Below are 24,505 nucleotides of genomic sequence, written 5' to 3'. Positions count from 1 at the left end.
GCGCGCCCAAGGGCGGCATCGGCATTTTTGTTTGTGTCCCATGCGCTGCAAGGAGTCGCGATGTATTGCGCCAAAACCTTCCAACCCACCCTGCCAGCCGCGCTGCCGGCCAACGCATGTTTTGCCATTGTCGCCCCGGCGGGCGCGGCGCGGCTTGATGCGCAGAAGGTTAGCCAGTGGTTCGTTGACCGCGGCTACCGGTGCCGTATCTACCCGGGTGCCCTGCAGGCGCAGGGCTACCTGGCGGGGCCGGACCAGCAGCGCCTGCAGGACTTGCATGCAGCGTTTGCCGATCCGGCCATGGACGCCATTCTGTGCATGCGTGGGGGCTACGGCAGCATGCGCCTGCTTGACCAGCTCGACTTTGAACTGATCCGGCGCAACCCCAAGCCGCTGATCGGCTACAGCGACATCACCGCGCTGCATACGGCGATCTACCGGCATGCCGGGCTGCTGACCTTCCATGGGGGGATGCTCAATGCCGACCTGTTGGGGGCCAAGTTGCCACCGACCGAGTCGTCGTTGCTGGCGCAACTGGGTGGGCATGTGAGGGCAGGCGAGCAGGTCGCGCACCCGGCGGGCTTCGCATTGGACTGTGTGCTGCCGGGGGTGGCCAGCGGACCGCTGCTGGGTGGCAACCTGTCGATGCTGGGGGCGACCATGGGGACCCTTGCCGAGCTGGATACCCAGGGCTGCATCCTGTTCATCGAGGACGTCAACGAGCCGTTGTACAGGGTGGATCGGCTGCTGACCCAGTTACGCCTGGCAGGCAAGCTGGAGGGGATCAAAGGCGTGTTGGTGGGCGACTTTGCCGGGATTACCACAGCGGCGCTGACGCCGTTGCTGGAGGATACGTTTGCACCGTTGGGTGTGCCGGTGCTGGCGGGTTGGCGCAGCGGGCACTGCGACCCGAATGTCTGCTTGCCCCTGGGGGCTCGGGTGAGGCTGGACAGTGTTCAGCAAACACTGGTGCTGGAGCAGGATCTGTTCAGGGTGTGAGATTACCGGGGCCGCGCAGCGGCCCCGAAATGCTTACTGCTGCCGCAGGCTCTCAAGCAGCTTATGGGTCGGGTAGCCATCCGCCGGCCAGCCCAGCCCTTGCTGGGCATTGCGGATCGCCTTGCGGGTATTGGCCCCGATAATGCCATCGGCATTACCCGCATCATGCCCGCGGCTGTTCAACAGGTTCTGCAACTCCATGCGCTCGCTGCGGCTGAGCGGCAGGTCCTCTTTCGGCCAGCTGCCGGCAATGAAGCCCCAGCCGCTGAAGCGATCCCCGAGCAGGCTCACCGCCAGGGCATAGGACGACGAGTTGTTGTACTTGAGGATGGCGCGGAAGTTGTCCAGCACCAGGAACGCCGGGCCGCGTGCACCGGCCGGCAGCAGCAGGGCGGCAGACAGCTGGTTGCTACCTGGCGGCAGCTGGGTACCCGCTGGCAGTTTCACGCCCATCGCCAGCCATTCACTCACCGGTTTGCGCAGTGCACCATCGGCCTGCCAGAAGTCGAAGCCGGACGGCACCTGTACCTCGAAGCCCCACGGTTGGCCGCGTTTCCAGCCCGAACTCTGCAGGTAGTGCGCTGTTGAGGCCAGGGCGTCTGGTGTGCTGTTCCAGATGTCGCGGCGGCCATCGCCGTCGAAGTCCACGGCATGGGTGTTGTAGGTGGTCGGGATGAACTGGGTCTGGCCCATGGCGCCGGCCCACGAGCCACGCATGGCTTCAGGCTGGATGTCACCGTGCTGGATGATCTGCAGCGCGGCAATCAGTTGATCCTGGGCGAACTGGGGGCGGCGGCCCTCATAGGCCAAAGTGGCCAGCGAGCGGATCACCGACTTGCTGCCCTGGAACTGGCCGAAGTTGCTTTCCATGCCCCACACCGCGACCAGCACCTGGCGGTCCACGCCATAGCGTTGCTCAAGGCGAGTCAGCAGCTCGGCGTTCTGCTCCAGCAGCTTCTTGCCGTTGCGCACACGCAGGGGCGACAGGGCGCCTTCGAGGTATTCCCACACCGGGCGGGTGAACTCTGGCTGGCTGCGGTCTGCCTTGATCACGTCCAGGTCGGGGGTGACACCGAGGAAGGCACGGTCGAAGGTGCTCGGCGAAATACCGGCTTGCAGTGCCTGCTCGCGGAAGCCTGCTTGCCATTGGGCGAAGGTTTGCAGGGGCTGGATGTCAGTGCTGACGTCGGGCGTTGCGCCGGGCACGGTCACCACGGGATTGGGTTGGGCAGGGGCCAGCGGCAGCGCGTCGGCGGCGGTGGGCTTTTCCGCACAGGCCACGAGCAGAATGAAGCTGGAGGCCGCGATCAGCTGGCGGGTTTCCCAGCGGGGGATAAGACGGAAGAGCATGCACAGATCCAGAGTTGCAGGTCAGGTGACGACCATATCATGCCTGCGCTTGCGATGCTTTCATGCAGCCAAAAAGTAGGAAGCCTCCCAATCTCTCGATTGGAAGGCTTCGCGGCGGTAGCTGCCTTTGCCCTTGTTCGGTTGTTCCTGGCGGCAGCGGAACAGTGGCTGGGCAACGATGGACTTGGCCTTGTTGGGGCCGTGCTTTTTCGGCTTTTTGCTCATGGTGGGCTTCCCGGGTTGGGTGAGTTTCGGGCGCACTGTAGGCTCCCCGAAGGGTGGGGGCCAATTGATTGTGTATATGGTCGAGGCACTGGTGCCTATGTGTAGGAGCGGGTTTGCCCGCGAATACGGTGGCGGCGGCAACGGTGAACGGCGGGTGGAGATTGGTTAGCAGGTCCGGCCCTTTCGCGGGTAAACCCGCTCCTACGACGGCCTGCGCCCAACCTTCGATGCGTTTGTAGGAGCGGGTTTACCCGCGAATACGGTGGCGGCGGCAACGGTGAACGGCGGGTGGAGATTGGCCAGCAGGCCGGGCCCTTTCGCGGGTAAACCCGCTCCTACGACGGCCTGCGCCCAACCTTCGATGCGTGTGTAGGAGCGGGTTTACCCGCGAATACAGTGGTGGCGACGACGGTGAACGGCGGGTGGAGATTGGTTAGCAGGTCCGGCCCTTTCGCGGGTAAACCCGCTCCTACCAGTGGCCGCAGTTACTCGGGAGGGAGGGCCAGGCGCTGGCCAGCCATCAACAGCGACAGCCGCGCCAGGCCAATCCACGGCGAACCTTCAGCCTGCCCTTTGATCTGCGCATCGATTCGCTGGGCATCCTGCAGCAATTGCGCCCAGCGTTGCGCCGAGAGGCGCTGCAGGGCTTTGCTGACCAGCGGTCGGCGTTTGTCCCAGATGGGCGGGCGGGCCTGGCTGAACGCCTTGTCCAATGGCACGCCTTGGCTGAACTGCTGGGCTAGCCCCGCCAGTTGGCGCAGCTCACGGGCCAAGGCCCAGAGGATGACTGGCGGCTCCACACCTTCACCGCGCAAGCCTTCGAGCATGCGCAGGGCATGCGCAGCCTCGCCGTTGAGGATAGCATCGACCAGGCCGAAGACATCGAAGCGGGCGCTGTCGGCGACGGCAGCCTGCACGGTTTCCACGGTGATCTGGCTGCCTTCGGCCAGTAGCTTGAGTTTTTCGATTTCCTGCGCGGCTGCCAGCAGGTTGCCTTCCACGCGCGCGGCAATCAGGTCGACGGCGTCACGCTGGGCTGACAGGCCGGCCTGTTGCAGGCGCTGGTTGATCCACTGCGGGAGCTGGTGCACATCCACCGGCCAGATCTGGATGAACTGGCAATGGGCGCCTTCGATCAATGCCTTGCCCCACTTGGTCTTCTGCGCACTGCTGTCGAGCTTGGGTAGGCTGATCAGCAGCAGCGTGTCTTCGGCGGGGTTGGCGCAGTATTCCATCAGCGCGGCGGCACCCTTGTCACCGGGCTTGCCCGAGGGCAGGCGCAGTTCCAGTAGGCGACGCTGGGCGAACAGTGACAGGCTTGCACCGGCCTGGAGCAGGGTGCCCCAGTCGAAGTTGGCGTCGGCACTGAATACCTGGCGTTCATCGAAACCTTGCTGACGCGCGGCATTGCGGATGGCGTCGGCGGCTTCCTGGCACAGCAGCGGGTCGTCGCCGCTGACCACGTAGACCGGTGCCAAGGCGCCTTGCAGGTGCTTGTTGAGTTGGGCGGGGGCAAGTTTCATGGGGAACAGGTGGGGCGCCCGAGGGCGCCCCTCGCGGGCTTAGTTGCCCGGTACTTCCAGTGGCGATTGCTGAGGCGTCTCGGCTTGCTGGCGGCGGGCAGCCTCCAGCGCGGCAGCTTCGGCTTTGGCGCGCTCGTCGGCTTTACGCTGCAACTCATCCAGCTGGGATGGGGACAGCATTTGCAAACGTACGACCATGGCGTTGACCAGGTCGCGGCGCATTTCTTCGCGGGCGCGTTTGGCTTCCTGCTCGGAGCCGGTGATGTTCGAGCCGTCACGCACGTAGACCTTGCGCACCTCCAGCTTGTCGCTCATCAGCTCCAGGTTGTTCAGGCCCAGGATGCTGTAATCCAGCTTGGTGGTCAGCTCGTACTCGGCGGTACGGTTGCCGCTGTTGTAGGTAGCCGAGCGCTCGCGCTCCTGTTCGTTGGTCAGCACCAGGCGATACGGTGCGCCGGTGTGCACGTTGACGCCGCTACGTTCCAGCACTTCACGCAGCTGGACCACGGTCGGGCCATAGGCATTGCGCGCGCTGACGTCCATTTCCTTTACGCTCAGCTCGGTGGAGCCGGTGCCGCGCAGCTGGAAACCGCAGGCGCTGAGCATGACCGCCAGGCCGATTACCAGCAAATTGCGTTTGATCATGTTGTTGCTCCCTTTTGGGCCTGTTCCGCCCACCCGCAGCCAATGCGGGTGGGCGTTTTCATCAGTTGGCGACGATGTTGACCAGCTTGCCCGGTACCACGATGACCTTGCGGATGGTCAGGCCATCGATGAAGCGCAGGACATTCTCGTTGCTGCGGGCAGCGGCTTCGACTTCTTCGCGGCTGGCAGCAGCAGGCATCTCGACCTGGCCGCGCAGTTTACCGTTGACCTGAACCACCAAGGTAATGGAGTCCTGCACCAGCGCCTGTTCGTCGACGCTTGGCCAGGCGGCATTGATCACCGAGCCTGCGTGGCCCAGGTGCTGCCACAGCGCGTGAGAGATGTGCGGAGTGATCGGCGCCAACAGCAGTGTGACGGCTTCCAGGCCTTCCTGCAGCAGGGCGCGGTCCTGTTCGGTGGCTTGCGGGGCCTTTTCCAGCACGTTCATCACGGTCATCACCTGGGCGATGGCGGTATTGAACTTGTGGAACTGGCCCACATCGGTGCTGGCCTGCTTGATGGCCGCATGAATGGCGCGGCGGATGACCTTTTGCGCGTCGTCCAGGGCGGCAACATCCAGCTTGCCTGGCAGGCCCTGGCTGACGTGAGCCTGAGCCAGGCGCCAGACACGGCGCAGGAAGCGGCTGGCACCTTCGACGCCGGAGTCGGACCATTCCAGGCTCATGTCGGGCGGCGAGGCGAACATCATGAACAGGCGGCAGGTGTCGGCACCGTAGGCTTCGATCATGGACTGCGGGTCTACGCCGTTGTTTTTCGACTTCGACATCTTCTCGGTGCCACCGATTTCCACCGGCAGGCCGTCGGTCTTCAGGCGGGCGCCAATGATCTTGGCTTTGGCATCACGCTCGATTTCGACATCGGCCGGGTTGAACCAGTCCTTGCCGCCGTTGCTGGCAACGCGGTAGTAGGTCTCGGCGACCACCATGCCCTGGGTCAGCAGGTTCTTGAATGGCTCGTTCGAGGTGACCAGGCCTTCGTCACGCATCAGCTTGTGGAAGAAGCGCGCGTACAGCAGGTGCAGGATCGCGTGTTCGATACCACCGATGTACTGATCTACCGGCAGCCAGTGGTTGGCGGCTTTGGGGTCGACCAGGCCTTTGTCGTAGTTTGGCGAGGCGTAGCGGGCGAAGTACCAGGACGACTCGACGAAGGTGTCCATGGTGTCGGTTTCGCGCTTGGCCGCAGCACCGCATTTCGGGCAGCTGCATTCGTAGAATTCAGGCATGCGCGCCAGTGGCGAACCAGCGCCGTCCGGCACCACGTTCTCCGGCAGGGTGACCGGCAGCTGGTCTTCCGGCACCGGGACGTCGCCGCAGGACGGGCAGTGGATGATCGGGATCGGGCAGCCCCAGTAGCGCTGGCGGCTGATACCCCAGTCGCGCAGGCGGAACTGGGTACGCGATTTGCCCAGTTCCTTGCGGATCAGGGCCGCTTCGATGGCGTCGAAGGCACCAGCAAAGTCCAGGCCGTCGAACTCGGCGGAGTTGATCAGCTGGCCGTGCTCGCCATAGGCGGCCTGCCACTCGCTGCCGACTTCATCGCCAGCGCTGGTGCGCACCACAGCCTTGACTGGCAGGTTGTACTTGTGGGCGAACTCGAAGTCGCGCTCGTCGTGGGCCGGCACGGCCATGACCGCGCCATCACCGTAGTGCATCAGCACGTAGTTGGCGACCCATACTGGCAGCTTCTCGCCAGTCAGCGGGTGCTCGACCAGCAGGGAAGTGGCCATGCCTTTCTTCTCCTGGGTGGCCATGTCGGCTTCGGCAACGCTGCCGCTCTTGCACTCATCGATGAACGCCTGCAGCGCCGGGTTGCCCTGCGCAGCCTGGGTGGCCAGCGGGTGCTCGGCGGCGACGGCGACGTAGGTGGCGCCCATCAGCGTGTCCGGACGGGTGGTGAAGACCTTGAGGGTGCCTTCGTGGCCGATGCTGGCCTGATCGTACGGGAACTGGACTTCCATGCCGCGCGATTTGCCGATCCAGTTGCGCTGCATGGTCTTGACCTGCTCAGGCCAGCCCGGCAGTTCGTCGAGGCTCTCCAGCAGCTCGTCGGCGTAATCGGTGATGCGGAAGTAGTACATCGGGATTTCGCGCTTTTCGATCAGCGCGCCCGAACGCCAGCCACGGCCGTCGATGACTTGTTCGTTGGCCAGTACGGTCTGGTCCGCCGGGTCCCAGTTCACGGTACCGTTCTTGCGGTAGATGATGCCTTTTTCGAACAGGCGGGTGAACAGCCACTGCTCCCAACGGTAGTAGTCGGGTTTGCAGGTGGTGACTTCACGTGCCCAGTCGATGGCCAGACCCAGGCTCTTGAGCTGGGTCTTCATGTAGTCGATGTTTTCGTACGTCCACTTGGCCGGGGCGACGTTGTTTTTCATCGCCGCGTTTTCCGCGGGCATGCCGAAAGCGTCCCAGCCCATCGGTTGCAGGACGTTCTTGCCCAGCATGCGCTGGTAGCGGGCAATCACGTCACCGATGGTGTAGTTGCGCACGTGGCCCATGTGTAGCTTGCCGCTCGGGTACGGGAACATCGATAGGCAATAGTAGGTGTCTTTGCCTGGCTGTTCGGTAACAGCGAACGATTGTTGCTCGTCCCAGAACTTCTGGGCGGCGGCTTCGATATCACGGGGCGTGTATTGTTCGTGCATGGCTACTTTTGGCTGAGAGAGAAGAGACCTTGTTCCAGGCAGCGGAACCTCGCTGCGTCCGGCACTCCGGTGTCGTTTAGAGTGAACGCCGTAGCATACAGCAGCGCCGCGCATCGTGGGAAACCTTCGTTGCGAATGGCCGCTGGTCGCGGCGCACGGCTGCTTTTTGCAGCGACGCTAAGCTCAGGTGTGGGGGGAGATATTCTTACCTTCAATGAGGTGAACGGATGGGAGAGACGCAGCTACCCGCAATCAGACCGGAGCTTTACGAGCGCCTGATCGACCGGCTTGGCCTGGCACTGGAAACGGCCAGGACCTCGGTGCGATTGCGCGACGAGATGCCAGCTGAGCTTGAGTTGCGTGGCCTGAGCCACGCGGAGTTCGAAGTGATCAAGGCCTACCTGGAATCCCTTCCGGAGCGCCACAATGCCGCTGTCGGCAGTTACCCACAAGCGGAGCCGACATCGGCCAAGATCATCTGGCTCAAGGACAAGAAACGCCCCGCCAGTACGGCGAGATCCAGGACGCTGCCACATCGCTAGCCGTTCAGGACGCCAGGCGCAGGCTATCGCGCGCCGGTTCTTCACTATCACACAACTCAAGATCGACGCCGGTACGCACTTGTTGACCGGCGTCGATCCTTCTAGGCTGCACGCCTGCCAAGGAGGTGTGGCCGATGCCGATCCGATTCTTCATCAAACAATGGCTGATGCCGCCGGGCGTGCTGTTTTTGCTGCTGCTTGCGGCATGGTGGCTGCGTACGCGGCGGCCACGGTTGGCGGCGCTTTGCTTTAGCGTAGGGCTGGGTGGCCTGTGGTTGATGAGCCTGCCGCTGGTGGTGCAGGAAACCGCCCGTGTGCTGGAAAGTGAGCCGCCGCTGGCCGTGAGCGACTGGGCCGGCCTCGCGAACCGGGCGGATGCCATTGTGGTGCTGGGCGCCGGGCGCGAGCGCGGGGACCCGGCCTGGGGTGGCAGTGACCAGCCCACGGCCACGGCACTGGAACGTATGCGCTTTGCCGCGCGGCTGGCCAAGGCCTCGGGCCTGCCAGTGTTGACCAGTGGTGGGTTGCATTACGGCACGCCGCCCAGCGAGGCGAGGCTGATGGCGGAACGCCTGCATGAAGATTTCGCGGTCGAGGTGAAATGGCGCGAAGAGGCCAGCCGCACGACCTGGGAAAATGCTCAGCTCACGGCCAAAGTGCTGCAGCCTCTGGGATTTCGCCGGGTGGTGCTGGTGACCCAGGCCTGGCACATGCAGCGCTCACGCTGGAGTTTTGAAATGGCGGGGTTCGAGGTGGTGCCGGCGCCAGTGGGGTTCCTTGGGCGCGATCATGCGCGGCCGTTTGGCGGTCTGCTGCCAGAGAGCCGGGCGATGTGGCAGAGCGGGCAGTTGTTCAATGAAGTGGTGGGGTTGGTGGGGTATCGGGTGTTCTACTGATTTACAGGCTTACATAATCCCCTGTAGGAGCGGGCTTGCCCGCGAAAGGGCCTGCCCTGCCGGCCAATCTCCACCCGCCGTTCACCGTTGCCGCGACTACCGTATTCGCGGGTAAACCCGCTCCTACAGTGGCCGCGTATCGCCAATCAGACGGTTTTTGCAATACGCCCTGCCAGCAACGCCCACCCCAGCAGCAATGCACAGACAATTGCCAGCGGCCATGAGCGCCATTGCAGGTAAGGCGTCAGCTGCTGCATCGGCACCACCTCGCCATACAGCACGGCCTGCTGGAACTGCGGAATCTGCGTGGTAATGCGGCCAAACGGGTCGATCAGCGCGGTCACGCCGTTGTTGGTGGCGCGGATCATCCAGCGGCCGGCTTCCAGCGCGCGCATCTGCGCCATCTGCAGGTGCTGCAAAGGGCCGATCGATTTGCCGAACCAGGTGTCGTTGCTGATGGTCAGCAGCAGGTCGCTACGCGCAGCCAGGCCGGCGGCGAACTCAGGGTAGACCACCTCGTAGCAGATGTAAGGGGCAATCTGGTAGCCCTTGGCCTGCAGCAGCGGCTGGTCTTCCGGGCCGCGGGCGAAGTCGGACATGGGCAGGTTGAAGAACTCGATGGCCCCACGCAGCACGTCTTGCAGCGGCACATACTCGCCAAATGGCACCAGCTTCTGCTTGAGGTAGGTGCCATCGCCTTCGCCAGTGACGGTGATGCCGTTGTAGTAGCGGCGCTGGTGGTGCACTACTTCACGCACTGGTACGCCCGTGATCAGCGCCGAATGGCGCTCGGCAGCGAAGCGGCCCATCACGTCGATGTAGCCCTGGGCCTGGTCCTTGAGCACCGGAACGGCGGTTTCCGGCCACACCAGCAGGTCCACCGGCCTGGAACTGAAGCTCAGGTCGCGGTATAGCGCCAGTTGCGCGTCGATGTGCGCGGGGTCCCATTTCAGGTCCTGCTCGACGTTGCCCTGGATCGCTGCCACTTTCAGCGGCTCGCCTGCCGGAATGGTCCAGGCATGGCCCTTGAGCGCCAGGCCCAGCCCCCAGGGGGCCAGCAACAGCACACTGGCCACGGCCAGGAACGAGGGGCGGGTGCGCAGGCGGTGCAGGTTGCACAGCAGGGCGGCGGTGAGGGCGAGGGTGAAGGAAATCAGCCAGACGCCGCCCAGCGGCGCAAGGCCGGCCAACGGTCCGTCCAGTTGGCTATAGCCGGCGTAGAGCCAGGGGAAGCCGGTCAGGAACCAGCCGCGGAAGGCCTCTTGCAGTAACCAGAGGGCGGCGAAGCACAAGGCGTCGGCCAGTGGTGCTTCGTTGCGGCGTAGCCAGCGCGCCCATAGCCAGGTGGGCAGGGCGAAGAACCAGGCCAGTGCGGCGAAGAACGCCAGCAGCAACACGATTGCCAACAGCGGCGAGGCGCCGCCGTAGGTGTTCATGCTGACGTAGATCCACCAGGTGCCGGCGCCATACAGGCCGAACCCAAACCACCAGCCACGCCACATGGCCTGGCGCGGGCTGAGCTCGCGCAGGCCAAGGTAGAGCACTGCGATGGACAGCACCGCCAACGGCCAGATGTCGAACGGCGCCAGGGCCAGGAGGGTGGAAGCACCGGCCGCCAGGGCCAGCAGGTTACCGGGCCAGCCGGGGCGGGTGATCCAACGCATGTTTGTCCTTAACGGGTGATCGGGGTCAGGCGCAGCAAGTGTATCCGCCGGCTGTCGGCGTTGAGAATACGGAACTTGTAAGACCCGATCTCAGTGGTTTCGTTGCGCTTGGGCAGGTGGCCAAAGGCGCTCATCACCAGGCCGCCGACCGTGTCGAACTCGTCATCGGAGAACTCGCTGTCGAAGAACTCGTTGAAGTTCTCGATCGGGGTAAGCGCTTTGACCAGGAAATCACCGCTGGGCAGTGGTTTGATGTAGCTGTCTTCCTCGACGTCGTGCTCGTCTTCGATATCGCCGACGATCTGTTCCAGCACGTCCTCGATGGTGACCAGGCCCGCCACGCCGCCATATTCGTCGATGACGATGGCCATGTGGTTGTGGTTGGCGCGGAATTCACGCAGCAACACGTTCAGGCGCTTGGACTCGGGTACGAAGGTGGCCGGGCGCAGCAGGTCCTTGATGTTGAAGCTGTCGCCGTTCTCCTTGAGGATCAACGGCAGCAAGTCTTTGGCGAGCAGGATCCCGAGCACATCGTCATGGCTTTCGCCGATTACCGGGTAGCGCGAGTGCGCGGCGTCGATCACCGCCGGCAGGAACTCGCGAGGCGACTGGCCGGCCTTGATGCTGTTCATCTGCGAGCGCGGCACCATGATGTCGCGAACCTGCAGGTCGGCGACCTGAATGGCGCCTTCGACGATGGTCAGCGCTTCGCTGTCCAGCAATTTGTTCTGATGGGCTTCGCGCAGCAGCTCAAGCAGCTCCTGGCGGTTTTTCGGCTCATGGGCAAAAGCCTGGGTCAGTTTACCCAGCCAGGACTTCTGCCCGTTGCTCGATCGATCTTCGCTCATGGCGGTTCTCGTGATCCTTCGTGTATCAGTGTGTGATTGAGTCGGTTTCATCATCGGCATACGGGTCAGGGTGACCCAGTTCTGCCAGCAATTCCCGTTCCAGGCTTTCCATTTCCTCAGCCTCCTCATCTTCGATGTGGTCATAGCCGAGCAAGTGCAGGCAACCGTGGATGACCAGGTGTGCCCAGTGCGCTTCCAGCGATTTGCCTTGTTCGGCCGCTTCGCGCTCGACCACCGCTACACAGATGACCAGGTCGCCCAGCAGCGGGATATCGAGCAGCTCATCGGGCACATCGGCCGGGAACGACAACACATTGGTCGCGTAGTCCTTGTGCCGGTAGGTATGGTTCAGCTCCCGGCCTTCGGCTTCGTCGACCAGGCGAATGGTCATTTCCGAGTCGGCGCTGCGCTGGCGCAACGCCAATTCACACCAGCGGCGCAAGGCGGCGTCTTCTGGCGTGGCAGCATCCGTGGCCCGTTGGATATCAAGTTCAAGCATCTTTGCCGGGCGCCTCGGGCTTGGACTGGCGGGCTTCGAAGCGGTCGTAGGCTTCGACGATACGCTGAACCAGTGGGTGACGAACCACATCCTTGGGTTGGAAATGGGTAAAGCTGATCCCCGGAACGTCCTTCAGCACCTCGATCACGTGCGCCAGGCCCGACTTGGTGCCACGGGGCAGGTCGACCTGGGTGATGTCACCGGTGATCACCGCGGTAGAGCCGAAGCCGATGCGGGTCAGGAACATCTTCATCTGCTCAAGCGTGGTGTTCTGGCTTTCGTCGAGGATGATGAAACTGTTGTTCAGGGTGCGGCCACGCATGTAGGCCAGAGGGGCGATTTCGATCACCTGGCGTTCGATCAGCTTGGCCACGTGTTCGAAGCCGAGCATTTCGTACAGGGCGTCGTACAGCGGGCGCAGGTACGGGTCGATTTTCTGTGCCAGGTCGCCGGGCAGGAAACCGAGCTTTTCACCCGCCTCGACCGCCGGGCGCACCAGCAGGATGCGGCGCACCTGTTCGCGCTCCAGCGCGTCCACGGCGCAGGCTACGGCCAGGTAGGTCTTGCCGGTACCGGCCGGGCCGATGCCGAAATTGATGTCGTTGGCCAGGATTTCCTTGACGTAGCGCTGTTGGTTGAGCCCGCGCGGGCGGATATTGCCCTTGCGCGTGCGCAGCGACACGCTGACCTCGTTGACGGCCGGGTTGTCGATGTTTTCGACAGCCGATTCCTGCAGGTACAGGTGCACGGTTTCCGGTGACAGGTCGGTGGCCTTGGTCTCGCGATAGAGACGGCGCAGCAGCTGTTCGGCAGCGGAGGTGGTCCTGGGTTCGCCGATCAGTTCGAACTGATTGCCGCGGTTGCGGATCTCGATGGCCAGGCGCTGTTCGATCAGGCGCAGGTGCTCGTCGAACTGGCCGCACAAGTTGGCGAAACGGTGGGCCTCGAAGGGTTCGAGGATGAAGCGATGGGGTTCTATGGGTGCGTTCAAGGTCGTTTTTAGCCGCTCGACGGCGATGGAGTTGAACTCAAGAATAACCCTTGAATGGCAGTGGCGAAAGCACTGAAACGTTCAACGGTATGTACGGGCTGTTCTGGCCTCCCCGCGGGTCAACCCGCTCCGGCAAGGCCGGTGGGGATCCTGTGGGCGCGGGTTCACCCGTGAACAGGCCAGAACAGGTATCATGCCCACCTTTTCTTACGCATGTGTTATCTGGCCGAACATGAGCAAACGCGAACCCGCCATCTATAAAGTGATCTTCCTGAACCAGGGTCAGGTCTTCGAGATGTACGCCAAGCAGATCTACCAGAGTGACCTGTGGGGCTTTCTGGAAATCGAGGAGTTTGTGTTCGGCGAGCGCTCGCAACTGGTAGTGGACCCGAGTGAGGAGAAGCTCAAGAGCCAGTTCGACGGAGTGGTTCGCAGTTTCGTGCCGATGCACTCGATTGTGCGCATCGATGAGGTGGAGCGCCTGGGCACGGCGAAGATCAGCGAGGCCAAGGGCGGCGGCAATGTGATGCCGTTCCCGATGCCAATGCCGGAAAAGTGACCTTCAGGGAAGCGGCGAGAACGGCGTGCGCCCTTCGGCGTTCTGCAGTTCGAGCAGGTACTTGCGGAAAATCTGGCCGAGCACCTGGGTGGCATGCTCCAGTTCGTCACGGGGCATTTGCTCGGTTACTTCGTCGGCCATGTCCAGCGCATCTTCGGCGCCGTTGACCGCAGCCATTTTCAGCAGGATGTAGGCCTGTACGTTGTTGGCCTTGACCCCTTCGCCATGGAAGAACATGGCACCCAGACGGTATTGGGCGTCGGCTTGGCCTTGCAGCGATGCCTTCTGGAACCAGTCCAGGGCTTTGCCCAGGTTTTTTGGCGTTTGCGTGTAGTAATACTCGCCCAGTTCGAATTGCGCCTGGGCATCCCCCGCAGTCGCCGTCTGCTCGCAGGCCTTGAGGGCGCTTGCCAGGTCTTCAGGCTGAACGTTCAAGGTGCAGCGGCCCGTCGCCGGAATCAGCAACGAGTTACCGCCCTCCGCCAGGGCCAGCAGGGGCTGAAGAAGCAACAGGCAGCCCAGGGTCAGGGCGCGGCCGGTGCGGTTCATGGGGATCGACTTACCTCTGCAAAGCTGCGGCCAATGTCTCTGGTGGCACATTATGGGATAAGCAGCGCCAACCTTACAAAGTTTTACTCGAATTTCTGCTTGGTTGGGGAAGTCAGCTGATTGTGCGTGCGTAATTATTGCCTGTACCGGCCTCTTCGCGGGTGAACCCGCGCCTACAAGGGGGCGTCGCTTTCATGAGTGTAGGCGTGGGTTTGCTCGCGAAGAGGCCGGTACAGGCTGGCCATCACTTCAGGGCAGCAAAGGCTTTCTCAGCCGCATCCAGGGTGATCTGCAGCTCCTTGTCGCCATGGGCGATGGAGGTGAAGCCCGCCTCGAATGCGCTCGGTGCCAGGTACACGCCACCGTCGAGCATCAGGTGGAAGAAGCGCTTGAAGCGCTCGGCATCGCTGGCCATCACGTCTTCGAAGGTGACGATATCGTCGGCGCCGCTGAAGTACAGGCCGAACATGGCACCGGCCTGGGTGGTGACGAATGGCACGCCAGCGGCATCGGCGCGTTGCTGCAGGCCGTCAAGCATGCGGCTGGTGTAGTCGGTCAGCTCGGCGTGGAAACCTGGGCGGCTGATCAGCTTGAGGGTGGTCAGGCCGGCGGCCATGGCCAGCGGATTGCCCGACAGGGTGCCGGCCTGGTAGACCGGGCCGAGCGGGGCGATGCAGCCCATGATTTCACGCTTGCCGCCGAAACAGCCGACCGGCATGCCGCCACCGACGATCTTGCCGAAGGTCGACAGGTCCGGCGTGATGCCGTAATGGCCCTGGGCGCCGCCGAGCGAGACGCGGAAACCGGTCATCACTTCGTCGAAGATCAGCACCACGCCATGCTTGTCGCATTGCTCGCGCAGGCCCTCGAGGAAACCCGGTGCCGGTGGTACGCAGTTCATGTTGCCGGCCACCGGCTCCACGATGATGCAGGCCACGGTCTGGCCAACTTCGGCCAGGGTCTTCTCGACGGCGGCGATGTCGTTGAACGGCAGGGTCAGGGTGTGCTTGGCGAAGTCCGCTGGCACGCCTGCCGAACTTGGCACGCCTTGGGTCAGCAAGCCGGAGCCGGCTTTTACCAGCAGGCTGTCGGAGTGGCCGTGGTAGCAGCCTTCGAACTTGATGATGGCGTCACGGCCAGTGTAGCCACGGGCCAGACGGATGGCACTCATGGTGGCTTCAGTGCCCGAGCTGACCATGCGCACCATTTCCATCGACGGTACGATCGAGCAGACCAGGTCGGCCATCTCGGTTTCCATGGCGGTCGGCGCGCCGTAGGACAGGCCGTGCTCCAGCTGCTTGCGTACCGAGTCCAGCACGTCCGGGTGGCCGTGGCCGAGAATCATCGGGCCCCAGGAGCCGACGTAGTCGACGTAGCGTTTGTCGTCCTCGTCAACGACATAGGCGCCTTCGGCATGCTTGAAGAACAGCGGCGTGCCGCCAACGCTCTTGAAAGCGCGGACTGGCGAGTTGACACCGCCAGGGATGTGCTTCTGGGCTTGGGCGAACAGGGCTTCGGAACGGGACATGGAAGTATCTCTCGAATCAGGATGCGAACAAGGCGTTGAAGGCGCGGGCGCGGCGGGTGACTTCCTGCGCGCTGTCGGCACCGAACAAGCCGTGGATCACCGCCAGCAGGTCGGCACCGTGGGCGACCAGCGGGGCGGCGTTGTCGAGGGTGATGCCACCGATCACGGCGATCGGCAGTTTCACCTGGGCGCGGGCCTGCTCAAGCAGGCCGACATTGGCAGCGGGCGCGCCCGGCTTGGTGACAGAATTGAAAAAGCGGCCAAAGGCCACGTAGCTGGCGCCTTCGCTGGCAGCCTGGGCGGCCAGTTCGAGGCTGGCGTGGCAGGTGGAGCCGATGATTGCCTGACGGCCGAGCAGTGCGCGGGCCGGGGTCAGCGGGCCGTCGGTCTGGCCCAGGTGCACGCCGACACCCAGGCGGGCGGCCAGTTCGGCGTCATCGTTGATCAGCAACTGGGTGCCGTAACGCTCGCAGAGCTTCATCAGCCCTTCGGCTTCACGCAGGCGGCGCGCTGCATCGTCGCTCTTGTCGCGGTACTGCAGCAGGCACACGCCGCCTTCCAGGGCCGCCTCGACATGGGACAGGAAACGGCCGGCGAGCAGCTGGCTGTCGGTGATGGCGTACAGACCGCGTAGCTTCATTGAAGGCCTCGTATCAGGAGCAGAAGTCCAGGGGCAGGCGGCGCGGCACGTACTGGCCCTTGCCCAGTTGCTCGGCGTCACGCAGGGTGCGCCAGGTGTAGTCCAGGGCGGTGCGCACGGCGCTTTCCAGCTGCTCGCCGAGCGCCAGGCGGCCGGCCAAGGCGCTGGCCAGGGTGCAGCCCGAGCCGTGGTAGCTGCCTGGCAGGCGCTGGCAAGTCCAGGTGAAGTGCTGGCCGTCCTGGGTGTACAGGCGGTTGTGGATTTCGTCTTCGTCGCCGTGACCGCCGGTAATCAGCAGGTGTCTACAGAACGGCAACAGTTTCTCGGCACATTCGTCAGCGGTGCCTTCGGGCAGTTCGGCGAGGATGCGTGCTTCGGGCAGGTTCGGCGTGGCGATGGTCGCCAGCGGCAGCAGGCGTTCGCGCAGGGCATAGCCCACTTCGTCCTTGCCCAGGCGGCCACCGCCACCGGCACGCAGCACCGGGTCGCAGACCAGCGGCAGGTGGGGGTGGGCGGCCAGCAGTTCGGCGACGGTGTCGACCATCTCGATCGAGCCGAGCATGCCCAACTTGACGGCGGCCACCGTGGAGTCGGCCAGCACGGCGTTGGCCTGGGCCAGCACCCACTCGCGGTCGAGCACGCGGAAGTCGGAAACGTTGACGGTATCCTGCACGGTCAGGGCGGTCACTGCAGGTGCAGCGTGGCAGCCTTGGGCGATCAGGGCTTCGATATCTGCCTGCAAGCCGGCGCCGCCACTGGGGTCGTGGCCGGAGAGACAGAGGACAACGGGGCGGGAGCTGTAGGTATTCATGGTCGGCGAGCTTACCACCAAACCTGTTTGGGCGGATCGTCCGACAAACGAGTTTTACTGATCGATCGGTCAGGTTGCTGATTGGTTTTCTTTTGAAAGCATTGATTTAGAGCCTTTTCTTTGTGTTTTTATGTGGCCGATTGCCAGGTTGTGAGGCTATGCTAGAGTGCTCGGATAACTCGACAAACGGGTGCTGCAGGATCACGTCGTCTCAAACGGATGGGAGGCTACCGCGACGCGACCGGGCAGGCCATGCTGGGGCTGTATGCGCTATTTGCTGATTGTGCTTATGGGTTTGCTGCCCGTGCTGGCCGGAGCGGTCGATTTCGACGACGCTACCCGGCATCTCCCACTGGGCAAGGCCATGCAGGTTTATGAAGACCCCGATGGCAATGCCAGCATCGCTCAGGTCAGTGCCCCCGGGTTTGCCAAATACTTTCAGCCCCACCGTGAGGATGTGCTGAACGCCGGTTACTCCACCTCGGTGTTCTGGCTCAAGGTCGAGCTGCGCCCCGTTGCCGTGCCCAGCGCAGCCCCGCGGCAATGGCTGCTGGAGCTGGCCTACCCGCCGCTGGATCACCTCGAACTGTATTTGCCTGACAGCAGCGGCTTGTACCGCCTGGCGCAGCGCACGGGCGATGCCTTGCCCTACGACAGCCGACAGATCCGGCAGAACAACTACTTGTTCGAACTGCAACTGCCACCTGGCAAGGTGACCACCGCGTACCTGCGACTGCAAAGCCAGGGTTCGGTGCAAGCGCCGCTGGCACTATGGTCCCCTGAAGCCTATCTGGAAGAGCAGCCCACGCGCCTGTATGTGCTGGGGATGATCTACGGCGTGTTGCTGGTGATGCTGGTGTACAACCTGTTCATCTACCTCAGCGTGCGTGACGTCAGCTACCTCTATTACATCCTTTACATCGCTTCGTTCGGCCTTTACCAGGTCTCGGTGAATGGCGCCGGTGTAGCCTATTTCTGGCCAGACAGCCCTTGGTGGGCGAATGCCTCCACGCCTTTGTTCATCGGTGCAGCCGGCCTGTTCGGTTGCCAGTTCGCCCGGCACTTCCTGCAATTGGGCAGCATCAGCCGTGGTTTCGACCGCCTGTTGCAACTGCTGATGCTGGGTGGCGCGCTGGTCATGGTACTGGCGGTGAGCATGCCCTACGGCATTGCGCTGCGCATGGCCACGCTGCTGGCGCTGCTGTTCACCATAAGCGTTTTCAGCGCCGGCCTTTATGCCTGGTGGCGCGGCTTTCGAGTGGCGCGCTGGTTCATCATCGCCTGGACGGCGTTCCTGCTTGGTGGTCTGGTCAACACCTTGATGGTGCTGGGCTACCTGCCGAACGTGTTCATCACCATGTATGCCAGCCAGCTCGGTTCGGCCTTGGAAGTGGCTTTGCTGTCGCTGGCGCTGGCCGACCGCATCAACAGCCTGCGCGAGCAGCAGGCACAGACCTTGCGCGACACTGGGCGTACGCTGGAGCAACTGAACCTGCAACTGGCCAGGAGCAATCGTCTGAAGGACGAGTTCCTGGCCAGCGTGACGCATGAACTGCGCACCCCGATGAATGGGGTGATTGGCTCGCTCGAGCTGATGCACACCCTACCGATGGGGGCTGAAATGGCTCAGTACCATCACACGGCAGTAGGGTCTGCCCAAGGCATGATGGATATGGTCGATGCCATTCTTACCCTGTCCGAATTGCAGGCCGGCCGCCTGCGGGCGCAGCCGGCACCGTTCAGCCTGCGCGCCCTGTTGCAAGGCTTGCGCGCCGGTTATGCCGGGCAGGCGCTGGGCAAAGGCTTGTACCTGAGCCTGGATATTCCGGCCGACCTGCCGGACGGGTTGCTCGGTGACGGGCAGAAACTGGCGCACTGCCTGGGTTGCCTGGTGGACAACGGTTTGAAGTTCACCCATCAGGGCGGTGTGATGATCCAGGTGCGCGGCCGCCGGGTGGGGCCGGATGATCTGGCGTTGACCTTTACCGTCAGCGACAGCGGTATCGGTTTCGATGATCTGGAGCAGTCGACCCTGTACCAGCGGTTCTTCCAGGTCGACGGTTCGATGACCCGGCGGTATGGCGGTTTGGGGATTGGGTTGTCGATTTGCCGGCAGATGGGAGAGTTGCTGGGGGCCAGATTGGCGCATGAATCGACGCGCGGGTTGGGCAGCCGCTTCGAGTTGAGTTTGAATGTGGCGATTTCGCAGGTGCAGATGAGCCCGAACCTGCTGCAGGTGCGGCGCTCGCTGTAGCGCACAGCCTGTAGGCGCGGGCTTGCCCGCGAAAGGGCCGCGCCTGCTGGCCAGTTTCCACCCGCCGTTCACCGTTGCCGCCACCACCGTATTCGCGGGTAAACCCGCTCCTAAACATGCACAGGTTGTTGTAGGAGCGGGTTCACCCGCGAAAGGGCCGGGTCTGCTGGCCGATATCCAGCCGCCGTTCACCGTTGCCGCCGCCACCGTATTCGCGGGTAAACCCGCTCCTACGCGCGCGCGCGCCTGCAACCACACGTTTCGTCATTAATACCCCTTTGACTACCCCGCAAGCAGTGCTTCACTGGGTCTTTCAAGCCTACCCGGATCCAGGAGCCCCCCGATGAGCCTGCACCAGTACGCTGAAACCCACGAAGTCACCAACCAGCCGCCGCCGCTCGACGGTGCCAACCTGTACCGCCTCGACCTGCCATTGCAAGAATGGTCAAGGCGTTTTGGCGCGGGCTGGGCCGAGTCGCGGATCGACGCCTATGGTGCCCTGGCCGGCGGCCCGCTGATGCAAGCAGGCTTCCTGGCCAACGCGCACAAACCCGAGTTCAGCAGCCACGACCGCTATGGCCATCGCATCGACCTGGTCGAGTTCCACCCGGCCTACCATGAGCTGATGCGTACCGCGGTCGAACATGGCCTGCCTTCTTTACCATGGGCCGAACCCCGTGCTGGCGCCCATGTTGCACGGGCGTCGATGACCTACCTGCACAGCCAGGCCGAGGCCGGTACCGGCTGCCCGCTGACCATGACCTTTGCCGCCGTGCCGGCATTGCGCCTGCAGCCTGAGCTGGCTGAATACTGGCTGCCGAAGGTCCTTGCCTGCGAATATGACCCGCGCAACATTGGCGACCGGCACAAGGCCGGGGTCACCCTGGGCATGGCCATGACCGAAAAGCAGGGCGGCACCGATGTGCGCGCCAACACTACCCGGGCCTATCCGGTCGGTGCGCCGGGCCCGGGGCAGGCCTATGAACTGGTTGGCCACAAGTGGTTCTGCTCGGCGCCGATGTGCGACGCTTTCCTGACCTTGGCGCAAACCGAAAAAGGCCTGAGCTGCTTCCTGCTGCCGCGCCATCGCCCCGATGACAACCGCAACCAGTTCTATATCCAGCGTCTGAAGAACAAGCTGGGCAACAGCTCCAATGCCTCCAGCGAGGTGGAGTTCCGCGGTGCGCTGGCGTGGATGATTGGCGAAGAGGGCCGCGGCGTGCCGACCATCATCGAGATGGTCGCCATGACCCGGTTCGACTGCATGGTCGGCTCCAGCGCACTGATGCGCCAGGCGTTGACGCAGGCGGCCCACCATTGCGCGCATCGCAAGGTCGGCGGGCGGGTGCTTAATGAGCAACCTCTGATGCAGAACGTGCTGGCCGACCTGGCCCTGGAAAGCGAGGCTGCGCTTGCCCTGAGCTTGCGCATGGGCCAGGCGCTGGAGCAACTGGACGACCCGCAGCAGGCGCATTTCGCCCGGCTGGTCACGGCGGTGGGCAAGTACTGGATCTGCAAACGTGCGCCGGCCATGATCAACGAGGCCGCCGAATGCCTGGGTGGCGCGGGTTATGTGGAAGACAGCATTCTGCCACGGCTGTACCGCGAAGCACCGGTCAACTCGACCTGGGAGGGCTCGGGCAACGTGCAGTGCCTGGATGTGCTGCGGGCCTTGTCCAAGGAGCCGGGCGTACTCGATGCACTGTTTGTCGAGCTGGGTGACGGGCATGGCGACCCGCGCCTGGCGGCGCATATCGGCAACCTCAAGGGTGCGTTTGCCGACACCGGTGACATGCAGTACCGCGCGCGGCAACTGACCGAGGATATTGCCCTGGCATTGCAGGCCAAGCTGCTGCTGGAGGCGGGGAATACAGAGGTCAGTGATGCGTTTATCGGCAGCCGCTTGGCCGGTGGTGGCCGGGTGTACGGGGCGCTGCCTCGAGGTGTGGATGTGGCGGCATTGGTATCAAGGGCTACACCAGCCTGGCCGCTGTAGCAGCGGGCTTGCCCGCGAATGCACCCAACACCGATCAATGGGGGTGTATTTAACCAAGAAGGCAGGCAAGATGGATCACATGCATGTCCAGACAGGAAGCACAGTGTGAGCCACGCTTTTGTAGTCGTTGATACCCCCGAACAGGCCGTCGACCGTCTGGCGGCCTTGCATGAACAGGCCACAGGTGCCCTGAGTCAGGCCCTGAAGCGTTACCTGAAGGACCGTACCGAGCCCGATACCGATGAGCGCGACCTGTTCCGCTACCCGGCACTGCGCCTGACCTACTATAGCCATGGCGAAGTCGCCGCCACCACCCGCGCTTATGCCAAGGTCCAGGTTGCCGGCACCTACAGCGTCACCGTCACTCAGCCCGCTGCGTTCCGTGGCTACCTGCTGGAGCAACTGCGCCCGCTGATGCATGACTACACCGTTACGGTAGAAGTCGGCGTCAGCGAGCAGAACATCCCTTACCCCTATGTGGTCGACCAGGGCGACGAATTGGCTGGCAGCGGCATTACCGCTGCGCAGTTGGCGCGGGTGTTCCCCAGCACCGACCTGTCGGCGGCCACCGACAACATCGCTGATGGCCTGTACGACTGGGACCATGCTGAAATCATGCCACTGGCATTGTTCGATGCCGCGCGGGTCGACTTCTCGCTGCGCCGCCTGGTGCACTACACCGGCAGCGACTGGCGCCATGTACAGCCGTGGATCCTGCTGACCAACTACCACCGCTATGTCGACCAGTTCATCAGCCATGGCCTGGAACAGCTGCGTGACGACTCGCGCTTCGTGCGTATGGTGCTGCCGGGCAATGTCGTGATCGAAAAGGGCATGGACCATGGCGAAACCCAGGCTCTGGTGGCCAGCGTGGTCTGGCACCGCTTCCAGATGCCGGCCTACCACCTGATCGCCGCCGACGGCAATGGCGTTACCTTGGTCAACATTGGTGTCGGCCCGTCCAACGCCAAGAACATCACCGATCACCTGGCCGTGCTGCGCCCGCATTGCTGGCTGATGATCGGCCACTGCGGCGGCCTGCGGCAGTCGCAAACCATCGGCGACTACGTGCTGGCACACGCCTATATGCGCCGTGACGGCATTCTCGACCGGGTCGTGCCGCCGAATATCCCGATCCCGGCCCTGGCCGAAGTACAGATGGCCTTGCAGGAGGCCGCCGCTCAGGTCACTGGCGAGCGTGGCGAGCAGTTGAAAAAGCGCCTGCGCACCGGCACGGTGCTGACCTACGACGACCGCAATTGGGAGCTGCGCTGGGCCCAGGAACGCCCGCTGATCAACCTGTCGCGTGCCGTGGCGGTGGACATGGAAAGCGGCACCATTGCTGCCCAGGGCTACCGTTTGCGCGTGCCTTACGGCACCTTGCTGTGTGTGTCCGACAAGCCGCTGCACAGCGAGATCAAACTGCCAGGTTCGGCCAACGCCTTCTACAACCGGGCGGTCAGCCAGCACCTGAAGATCGGCATTGCCGCCCTCGACCTGCTGCGCACCGAGCTGAACTCGCTGCACTCGCGTAAACTGCGCAGCTTCGATGAGCCGCCGTTCCGCTGAGGATTCATGTCACTGCCACCCCGTAACAAGCCGCGCCGCCCCCAGGCGCGGCCTGCCGCCGGCCCACGTCGCCAGGCCAAGGCGCCACCTGCCGAGCCTCGCCTGATCCTGTTCAACAAACCGTTCGACGTGCTGACCCAGTTCAGCGACGGTGAAGGGCGCGCGACGCTCAAGGACTTCATCGACATCCCGGGCGTGTACCCGGCCGGGCGGCTGGACCGTGACAGTGAAGGCTTGCTGTTGCTGACCAACGATGGCGGGTTGCAGGCGCGGATTGCCGACCCGAAGCACAAGCTGGCCAAGACCTACTGGGTCCAGGTGGAAGGCGAACCGAGTGACGAGCAGTTGCAGCGTTTGCGCGATGGTGTGGCGCTGAATGATGGGCCGACCTTGCCGGCTGAGGCGCGGCGCCTGGAAGAACCCGAGCTGTGGCCGCGTAACCCGCCGGTACGCTTTCGCAAGAGCGTGCCGACCAGCTGGCTGGAGCTGGTGATTCGCGAAGGGCGTAACCGTCAGGTGCGGCGGATGACGGCAGCAGTGGGCTTGCCGACCTTGCGCCTGGTGCGCGTGCGCATTGGTGACTGGGCGCTGGATGGGCTGGGGCAGGGTTGCTGGCGGGAGGTCCCTGCCAAGCTTTAGTTCAGGTCAGGGCCTGTTGGCGGGCACGCCCGCTCCCACAGGGACGGTGCAGTACTTGAAGGCTGCGCCCAACCTGTGGGAGCGGGCGTGCCCGCGAATGGCCCTGAAATGTTTTATACGCCTTCCAGAAAGCCCACCACCACGCTTTTGATGATGAAGGCCAGCACCCCCAGGCCCAGTACGAAGAACAGGATCAGCGTCCCGAACTTACCCGCCTTTGACTTTTTTGCCAGGTCCCAGACGATGAAGCCCATGAAACCGATCAGCACGGTGACCAGAATGATCATCATCCATTCTTCGAATACGGCGGGATCCATCGGTGTTCTCCAGGCGGGTTGAGCGTCCGATTATACGTCGGCTGGGTAAGCATTTAACGCAGGTGGGTCAATGGCAGCTCGGTGCTGGCCAACACCTGGTTGAGCACGAAGCTCGAGCGCACGCTGGTGACGCCTTCGATGCGGGTCAGGCTGCCTAGAAGCAGTTTCTGGTAGTGGTCCATGTCCGGCACCACCACTTTCAACTGATAGTCGGCATCCATGCCGGTGACCAGGCTGCATTCGAGCACCTGTGGCAGGTTTCGGATGGCGGCCTCGAATGTTTCAAAGCGTTCCGGGGTGTGGCGGTCCATGCCTATCAATACATAGGCGGTCAGGCTCAGGCCCAGCTTCTTGCGGTCGAGCAGGGCCACCTGGCGCGAAATGTAGCCATCGTCCTCCAGTTGCTTGACCCGACGCGAGCATGGCGATGGCGACAGGCCGATGCGTTCGGCCAGTTCCTGGTTGGAAATGCGCGCATCGCGCTGCAATTCGGCGAGGATGCTCAGGTCGTAGCGGTCAAGTTTGCTCATGGCATTTGCCTTTTCTGTTCGGATTGCTGCGAATTATCAATCGAGGGTGAAAAATTGCGCAAGTGCTATTTATCTGAGCAATATTCGCAATCCTCTGTCGCAACCCGTCCGGTATCTTTATCACCAGAATCACTGCCCGGACATCAGTCCACGGCGACGCGCCCTAGGCGGGCGGTTGCGGCCAGCCATCCAACAGGATCTGCAGGCCCCCGGGCTACACACCTTCCAGAAGACGGTGTGAGGTGAGCCGGCGCCACAAGTGC

General features: G+C 63.3%; 23 protein-coding genes. 8 read left to right on the top strand and 15 right to left on the bottom strand.

The genetic code is table 11. From position 1 onward, the window contains the following. The first annotated feature begins 60 nt into the window (after positions 1–60). Positions 61–999: an LD-carboxypeptidase gene (locus tag I8746_RS00180; RefSeq protein ID WP_088513259.1), complete on the top strand. Its 939-nt coding sequence runs from the start codon at positions 61–63 to the stop codon at positions 997–999. 33 nt (positions 1,000–1,032) lie between these two features. Here the strand turns inward: I8746_RS00180 and I8746_RS00175 are convergent, their stop codons facing one another. The 5 genes from I8746_RS00175 to leuS form a co-directional block, all read right to left on the bottom strand. After that, positions 1,033–2,349: a lytic murein transglycosylase gene (locus tag I8746_RS00175; RefSeq protein ID WP_221099792.1), complete on the bottom strand. Its 1,317-nt coding sequence runs from the start codon at positions 2,347–2,349 to the stop codon at positions 1,033–1,035. Between the two features lie 60 nt (positions 2,350–2,409). After that, positions 2,410–2,574: an alternative ribosome rescue factor ArfA gene (gene arfA, locus I8746_RS00170; RefSeq protein WP_003249747.1), complete on the bottom strand. Its 165-nt coding sequence runs from the start codon at positions 2,572–2,574 to the stop codon at positions 2,410–2,412. A 485-nt stretch (positions 2,575–3,059) separates the two neighbouring features. Beyond that, positions 3,060–4,097, bottom strand: a complete 1,038-nt coding sequence (gene holA, locus I8746_RS00165) for a DNA polymerase III subunit delta (protein WP_003249749.1) — start codon at positions 4,095–4,097, stop codon at positions 3,060–3,062. Positions 4,098–4,136: 39 nt separating this feature from the next. Then, entirely contained in the window at positions 4,137–4,742 is a 606-nt protein-coding gene (gene lptE, locus I8746_RS00160) for an LPS assembly lipoprotein LptE (RefSeq protein WP_012053804.1), read from the bottom strand. Positions 4,743–4,803: 61 nt separating this feature from the next. Then, the gene (gene leuS, locus I8746_RS00155; protein WP_221099790.1) at positions 4,804–7,410 is read right to left on the bottom strand and encodes a leucine--tRNA ligase; all 2,607 of its coding nucleotides are present in this window, start codon (positions 7,408–7,410) and stop codon (positions 4,804–4,806) included. A gap of 227 nt (positions 7,411–7,637) precedes the next feature. On the opposite strand from leuS, the gene I8746_RS00150 reads away from it, so the two are divergent. Next, positions 7,638–7,952 (top strand): hypothetical protein, encoded by a 315-nt coding sequence (locus tag I8746_RS00150; RefSeq protein WP_012053802.1) that lies wholly within the window; start codon positions 7,638–7,640, stop codon positions 7,950–7,952. Positions 7,953–8,086: 134 nt separating this feature from the next. After that, on the top strand, positions 8,087–8,848 hold the full coding sequence (locus tag I8746_RS00145) for a YdcF family protein (RefSeq protein ID WP_012053801.1): 762 nt from the start codon (positions 8,087–8,089) through the stop codon (positions 8,846–8,848). Positions 8,849–8,994: 146 nt separating this feature from the next. On the opposite strand, the gene lnt is transcribed toward I8746_RS00145, so the two are convergent. The 4 genes from lnt to I8746_RS00125 are packed head-to-tail and all read right to left on the bottom strand — an operon-like array spanning position 8,995 to position 12,850. Continuing rightward, positions 8,995–10,512: an apolipoprotein N-acyltransferase gene (gene lnt / locus I8746_RS00140; protein WP_012053800.1), complete on the bottom strand. Its 1,518-nt coding sequence runs from the start codon at positions 10,510–10,512 to the stop codon at positions 8,995–8,997. An 8-nt stretch (positions 10,513–10,520) separates the two neighbouring features. Further along, positions 10,521–11,360 (bottom strand): HlyC/CorC family transporter, encoded by an 840-nt coding sequence (locus I8746_RS00135; RefSeq protein ID WP_003249762.1) that lies wholly within the window; start codon positions 11,358–11,360, stop codon positions 10,521–10,523. 25 nt (positions 11,361–11,385) lie between these two features. Then, positions 11,386–11,859 (bottom strand): rRNA maturation RNase YbeY, encoded by a 474-nt coding sequence (gene ybeY / locus I8746_RS00130; RefSeq protein WP_003249763.1) that lies wholly within the window; start codon positions 11,857–11,859, stop codon positions 11,386–11,388. Next, positions 11,852–12,850 (bottom strand): PhoH family protein, encoded by a 999-nt coding sequence (locus I8746_RS00125; RefSeq protein WP_004576915.1) that lies wholly within the window; start codon positions 12,848–12,850, stop codon positions 11,852–11,854. Before I8746_RS00125 ends, ybeY begins: the two co-directional genes overlap by 8 nt. Before the next feature lie 232 nt (positions 12,851–13,082). Here I8746_RS00125 and I8746_RS00120 point away from each other — a divergent pair, with 232 nt between their 5' ends. Beyond that, positions 13,083–13,409, top strand: a complete 327-nt coding sequence (locus tag I8746_RS00120) for a DUF1820 family protein (protein WP_003249769.1) — start codon at positions 13,083–13,085, stop codon at positions 13,407–13,409. Between the two features lie 3 nt (positions 13,410–13,412). Here I8746_RS00120 and I8746_RS00115 read toward each other — a convergent pair whose 3' ends face one another. The 4 genes from I8746_RS00115 to I8746_RS00100 all read right to left on the bottom strand — a co-directional run bounded on the left by I8746_RS00115 (position 13,413) and on the right by I8746_RS00100 (position 16,937). Beyond that, a complete protein-coding gene (locus I8746_RS00115) occupies positions 13,413–13,958 on the bottom strand; it encodes a tetratricopeptide repeat protein (protein WP_012053799.1) in 546 nt (181 codons plus the stop codon). A 244-nt stretch (positions 13,959–14,202) separates the two neighbouring features. Then, entirely contained in the window at positions 14,203–15,486 is a 1,284-nt protein-coding gene (gene hemL / locus I8746_RS00110) for a glutamate-1-semialdehyde 2,1-aminomutase (RefSeq protein ID WP_012053798.1), read from the bottom strand. A gap of 16 nt (positions 15,487–15,502) precedes the next feature. Beyond that, positions 15,503–16,126, bottom strand: a complete 624-nt coding sequence (gene thiE / locus I8746_RS00105; RefSeq protein ID WP_004576913.1) for a thiamine phosphate synthase — start codon at positions 16,124–16,126, stop codon at positions 15,503–15,505. Positions 16,127–16,139: 13 nt separating this feature from the next. Then, positions 16,140–16,937 carry a hydroxymethylpyrimidine/phosphomethylpyrimidine kinase gene (locus I8746_RS00100; RefSeq protein WP_010955404.1) on the bottom strand — a complete coding sequence of 266 codons (798 nt, stop codon included), beginning with the start codon at positions 16,935–16,937 and terminating at the stop codon, positions 16,140–16,142. A gap of 265 nt (positions 16,938–17,202) precedes the next feature. On the opposite strand from I8746_RS00100, the gene I8746_RS00095 reads away from it, so the two are divergent. The 4 genes from I8746_RS00095 (at position 17,203) to I8746_RS00080 (ending at position 23,395) form a co-directional block, all read left to right on the top strand. Further along, entirely contained in the window at positions 17,203–19,191 is a 1,989-nt protein-coding gene (locus I8746_RS00095) for a hybrid sensor histidine kinase/response regulator (RefSeq protein WP_221099787.1), read from the top strand. Positions 19,192–19,534: 343 nt separating this feature from the next. Further along, positions 19,535–21,187 carry an acyl-CoA dehydrogenase family protein gene (locus I8746_RS00090; protein WP_088513256.1) on the top strand — a complete coding sequence of 551 codons (1,653 nt, stop codon included), beginning with the start codon at positions 19,535–19,537 and terminating at the stop codon, positions 21,185–21,187. Between the two features lie 105 nt (positions 21,188–21,292). Then, entirely contained in the window at positions 21,293–22,756 is a 1,464-nt protein-coding gene (amn, locus tag I8746_RS00085) for an AMP nucleosidase (protein ID WP_003249782.1), read from the top strand. Positions 22,757–22,762: 6 nt separating this feature from the next. Next, positions 22,763–23,395, top strand: a complete 633-nt coding sequence (locus I8746_RS00080; RefSeq protein ID WP_012053794.1) for a pseudouridine synthase — start codon at positions 22,763–22,765, stop codon at positions 23,393–23,395. A gap of 113 nt (positions 23,396–23,508) precedes the next feature. Here I8746_RS00080 and I8746_RS00075 read toward each other — a convergent pair whose 3' ends face one another. Both I8746_RS00075 and I8746_RS00070 read right to left on the bottom strand, forming a co-directional pair. Next, positions 23,509–23,712, bottom strand: coding sequence for a DUF2788 domain-containing protein (locus tag I8746_RS00075; RefSeq protein WP_003249787.1), 204 nt, complete (start codon positions 23,710–23,712; stop codon positions 23,509–23,511). A 53-nt stretch (positions 23,713–23,765) separates the two neighbouring features. Next, positions 23,766–24,242, bottom strand: a complete 477-nt coding sequence (locus I8746_RS00070) for an Lrp/AsnC family transcriptional regulator (protein ID WP_003249795.1) — start codon at positions 24,240–24,242, stop codon at positions 23,766–23,768. Between the last annotated feature and the right edge of the window lie 263 nt (positions 24,243–24,505).

Source organism: Pseudomonas sp. USTB-Z, from assembly GCF_019691255.1.
GTDB classification, from domain to species: domain Bacteria; phylum Pseudomonadota; class Gammaproteobacteria; order Pseudomonadales; family Pseudomonadaceae; genus Aquipseudomonas; species Aquipseudomonas alloputida.
This window is presented reverse-complemented; position numbering and strand designations above follow the sequence as displayed.

Coding starts and splice junctions, on each gene's coding strand:
- I8746_RS00180 (WP_088513259.1), top strand. CDS start 61: ATGTATTGCGCCAAAACCTTCCAACCCACCCTGCCAGCCGCGCTGCCG.
- I8746_RS00175 (WP_221099792.1), bottom strand. CDS start 2,349: ATGCTCTTCCGTCTTATCCCCCGCTGGGAAACCCGCCAGCTGATCGCG.
- arfA (WP_003249747.1), bottom strand. CDS start 2,574: ATGAGCAAAAAGCCGAAAAAGCACGGCCCCAACAAGGCCAAGTCCATC.
- holA (WP_003249749.1), bottom strand. CDS start 4,097: ATGAAACTTGCCCCCGCCCAACTCAACAAGCACCTGCAAGGCGCCTTG.
- lptE (WP_012053804.1), bottom strand. CDS start 4,742: ATGATCAAACGCAATTTGCTGGTAATCGGCCTGGCGGTCATGCTCAGC.
- leuS (WP_221099790.1), bottom strand. CDS start 7,410: ATGCACGAACAATACACGCCCCGTGATATCGAAGCCGCCGCCCAGAAG.
- I8746_RS00150 (WP_012053802.1), top strand. CDS start 7,638: ATGGGAGAGACGCAGCTACCCGCAATCAGACCGGAGCTTTACGAGCGC.
- I8746_RS00145 (WP_012053801.1), top strand. CDS start 8,087: ATGCCGATCCGATTCTTCATCAAACAATGGCTGATGCCGCCGGGCGTG.
- lnt (WP_012053800.1), bottom strand. CDS start 10,512: ATGCGTTGGATCACCCGCCCCGGCTGGCCCGGTAACCTGCTGGCCCTG.
- I8746_RS00135 (WP_003249762.1), bottom strand. CDS start 11,360: ATGAGCGAAGATCGATCGAGCAACGGGCAGAAGTCCTGGCTGGGTAAA.
- ybeY (WP_003249763.1), bottom strand. CDS start 11,859: ATGCTTGAACTTGATATCCAACGGGCCACGGATGCTGCCACGCCAGAA.
- I8746_RS00120 (WP_003249769.1), top strand. CDS start 13,083: ATGAGCAAACGCGAACCCGCCATCTATAAAGTGATCTTCCTGAACCAG.
- I8746_RS00115 (WP_012053799.1), bottom strand. CDS start 13,958: ATGAACCGCACCGGCCGCGCCCTGACCCTGGGCTGCCTGTTGCTTCTT.
- hemL (WP_012053798.1), bottom strand. CDS start 15,486: ATGTCCCGTTCCGAAGCCCTGTTCGCCCAAGCCCAGAAGCACATCCCT.
- thiE (WP_004576913.1), bottom strand. CDS start 16,126: ATGAAGCTACGCGGTCTGTACGCCATCACCGACAGCCAGCTGCTCGCC.
- I8746_RS00100 (WP_010955404.1), bottom strand. CDS start 16,937: ATGAATACCTACAGCTCCCGCCCCGTTGTCCTCTGTCTCTCCGGCCAC.
- I8746_RS00095 (WP_221099787.1), top strand. CDS start 17,203: ATGCGCTATTTGCTGATTGTGCTTATGGGTTTGCTGCCCGTGCTGGCC.
- I8746_RS00090 (WP_088513256.1), top strand. CDS start 19,535: ATGAGCCTGCACCAGTACGCTGAAACCCACGAAGTCACCAACCAGCCG.
- I8746_RS00080 (WP_012053794.1), top strand. CDS start 22,763: ATGTCACTGCCACCCCGTAACAAGCCGCGCCGCCCCCAGGCGCGGCCT.
- I8746_RS00075 (WP_003249787.1), bottom strand. CDS start 23,712: ATGGATCCCGCCGTATTCGAAGAATGGATGATGATCATTCTGGTCACC.
- I8746_RS00070 (WP_003249795.1), bottom strand. CDS start 24,242: ATGAGCAAACTTGACCGCTACGACCTGAGCATCCTCGCCGAATTGCAG.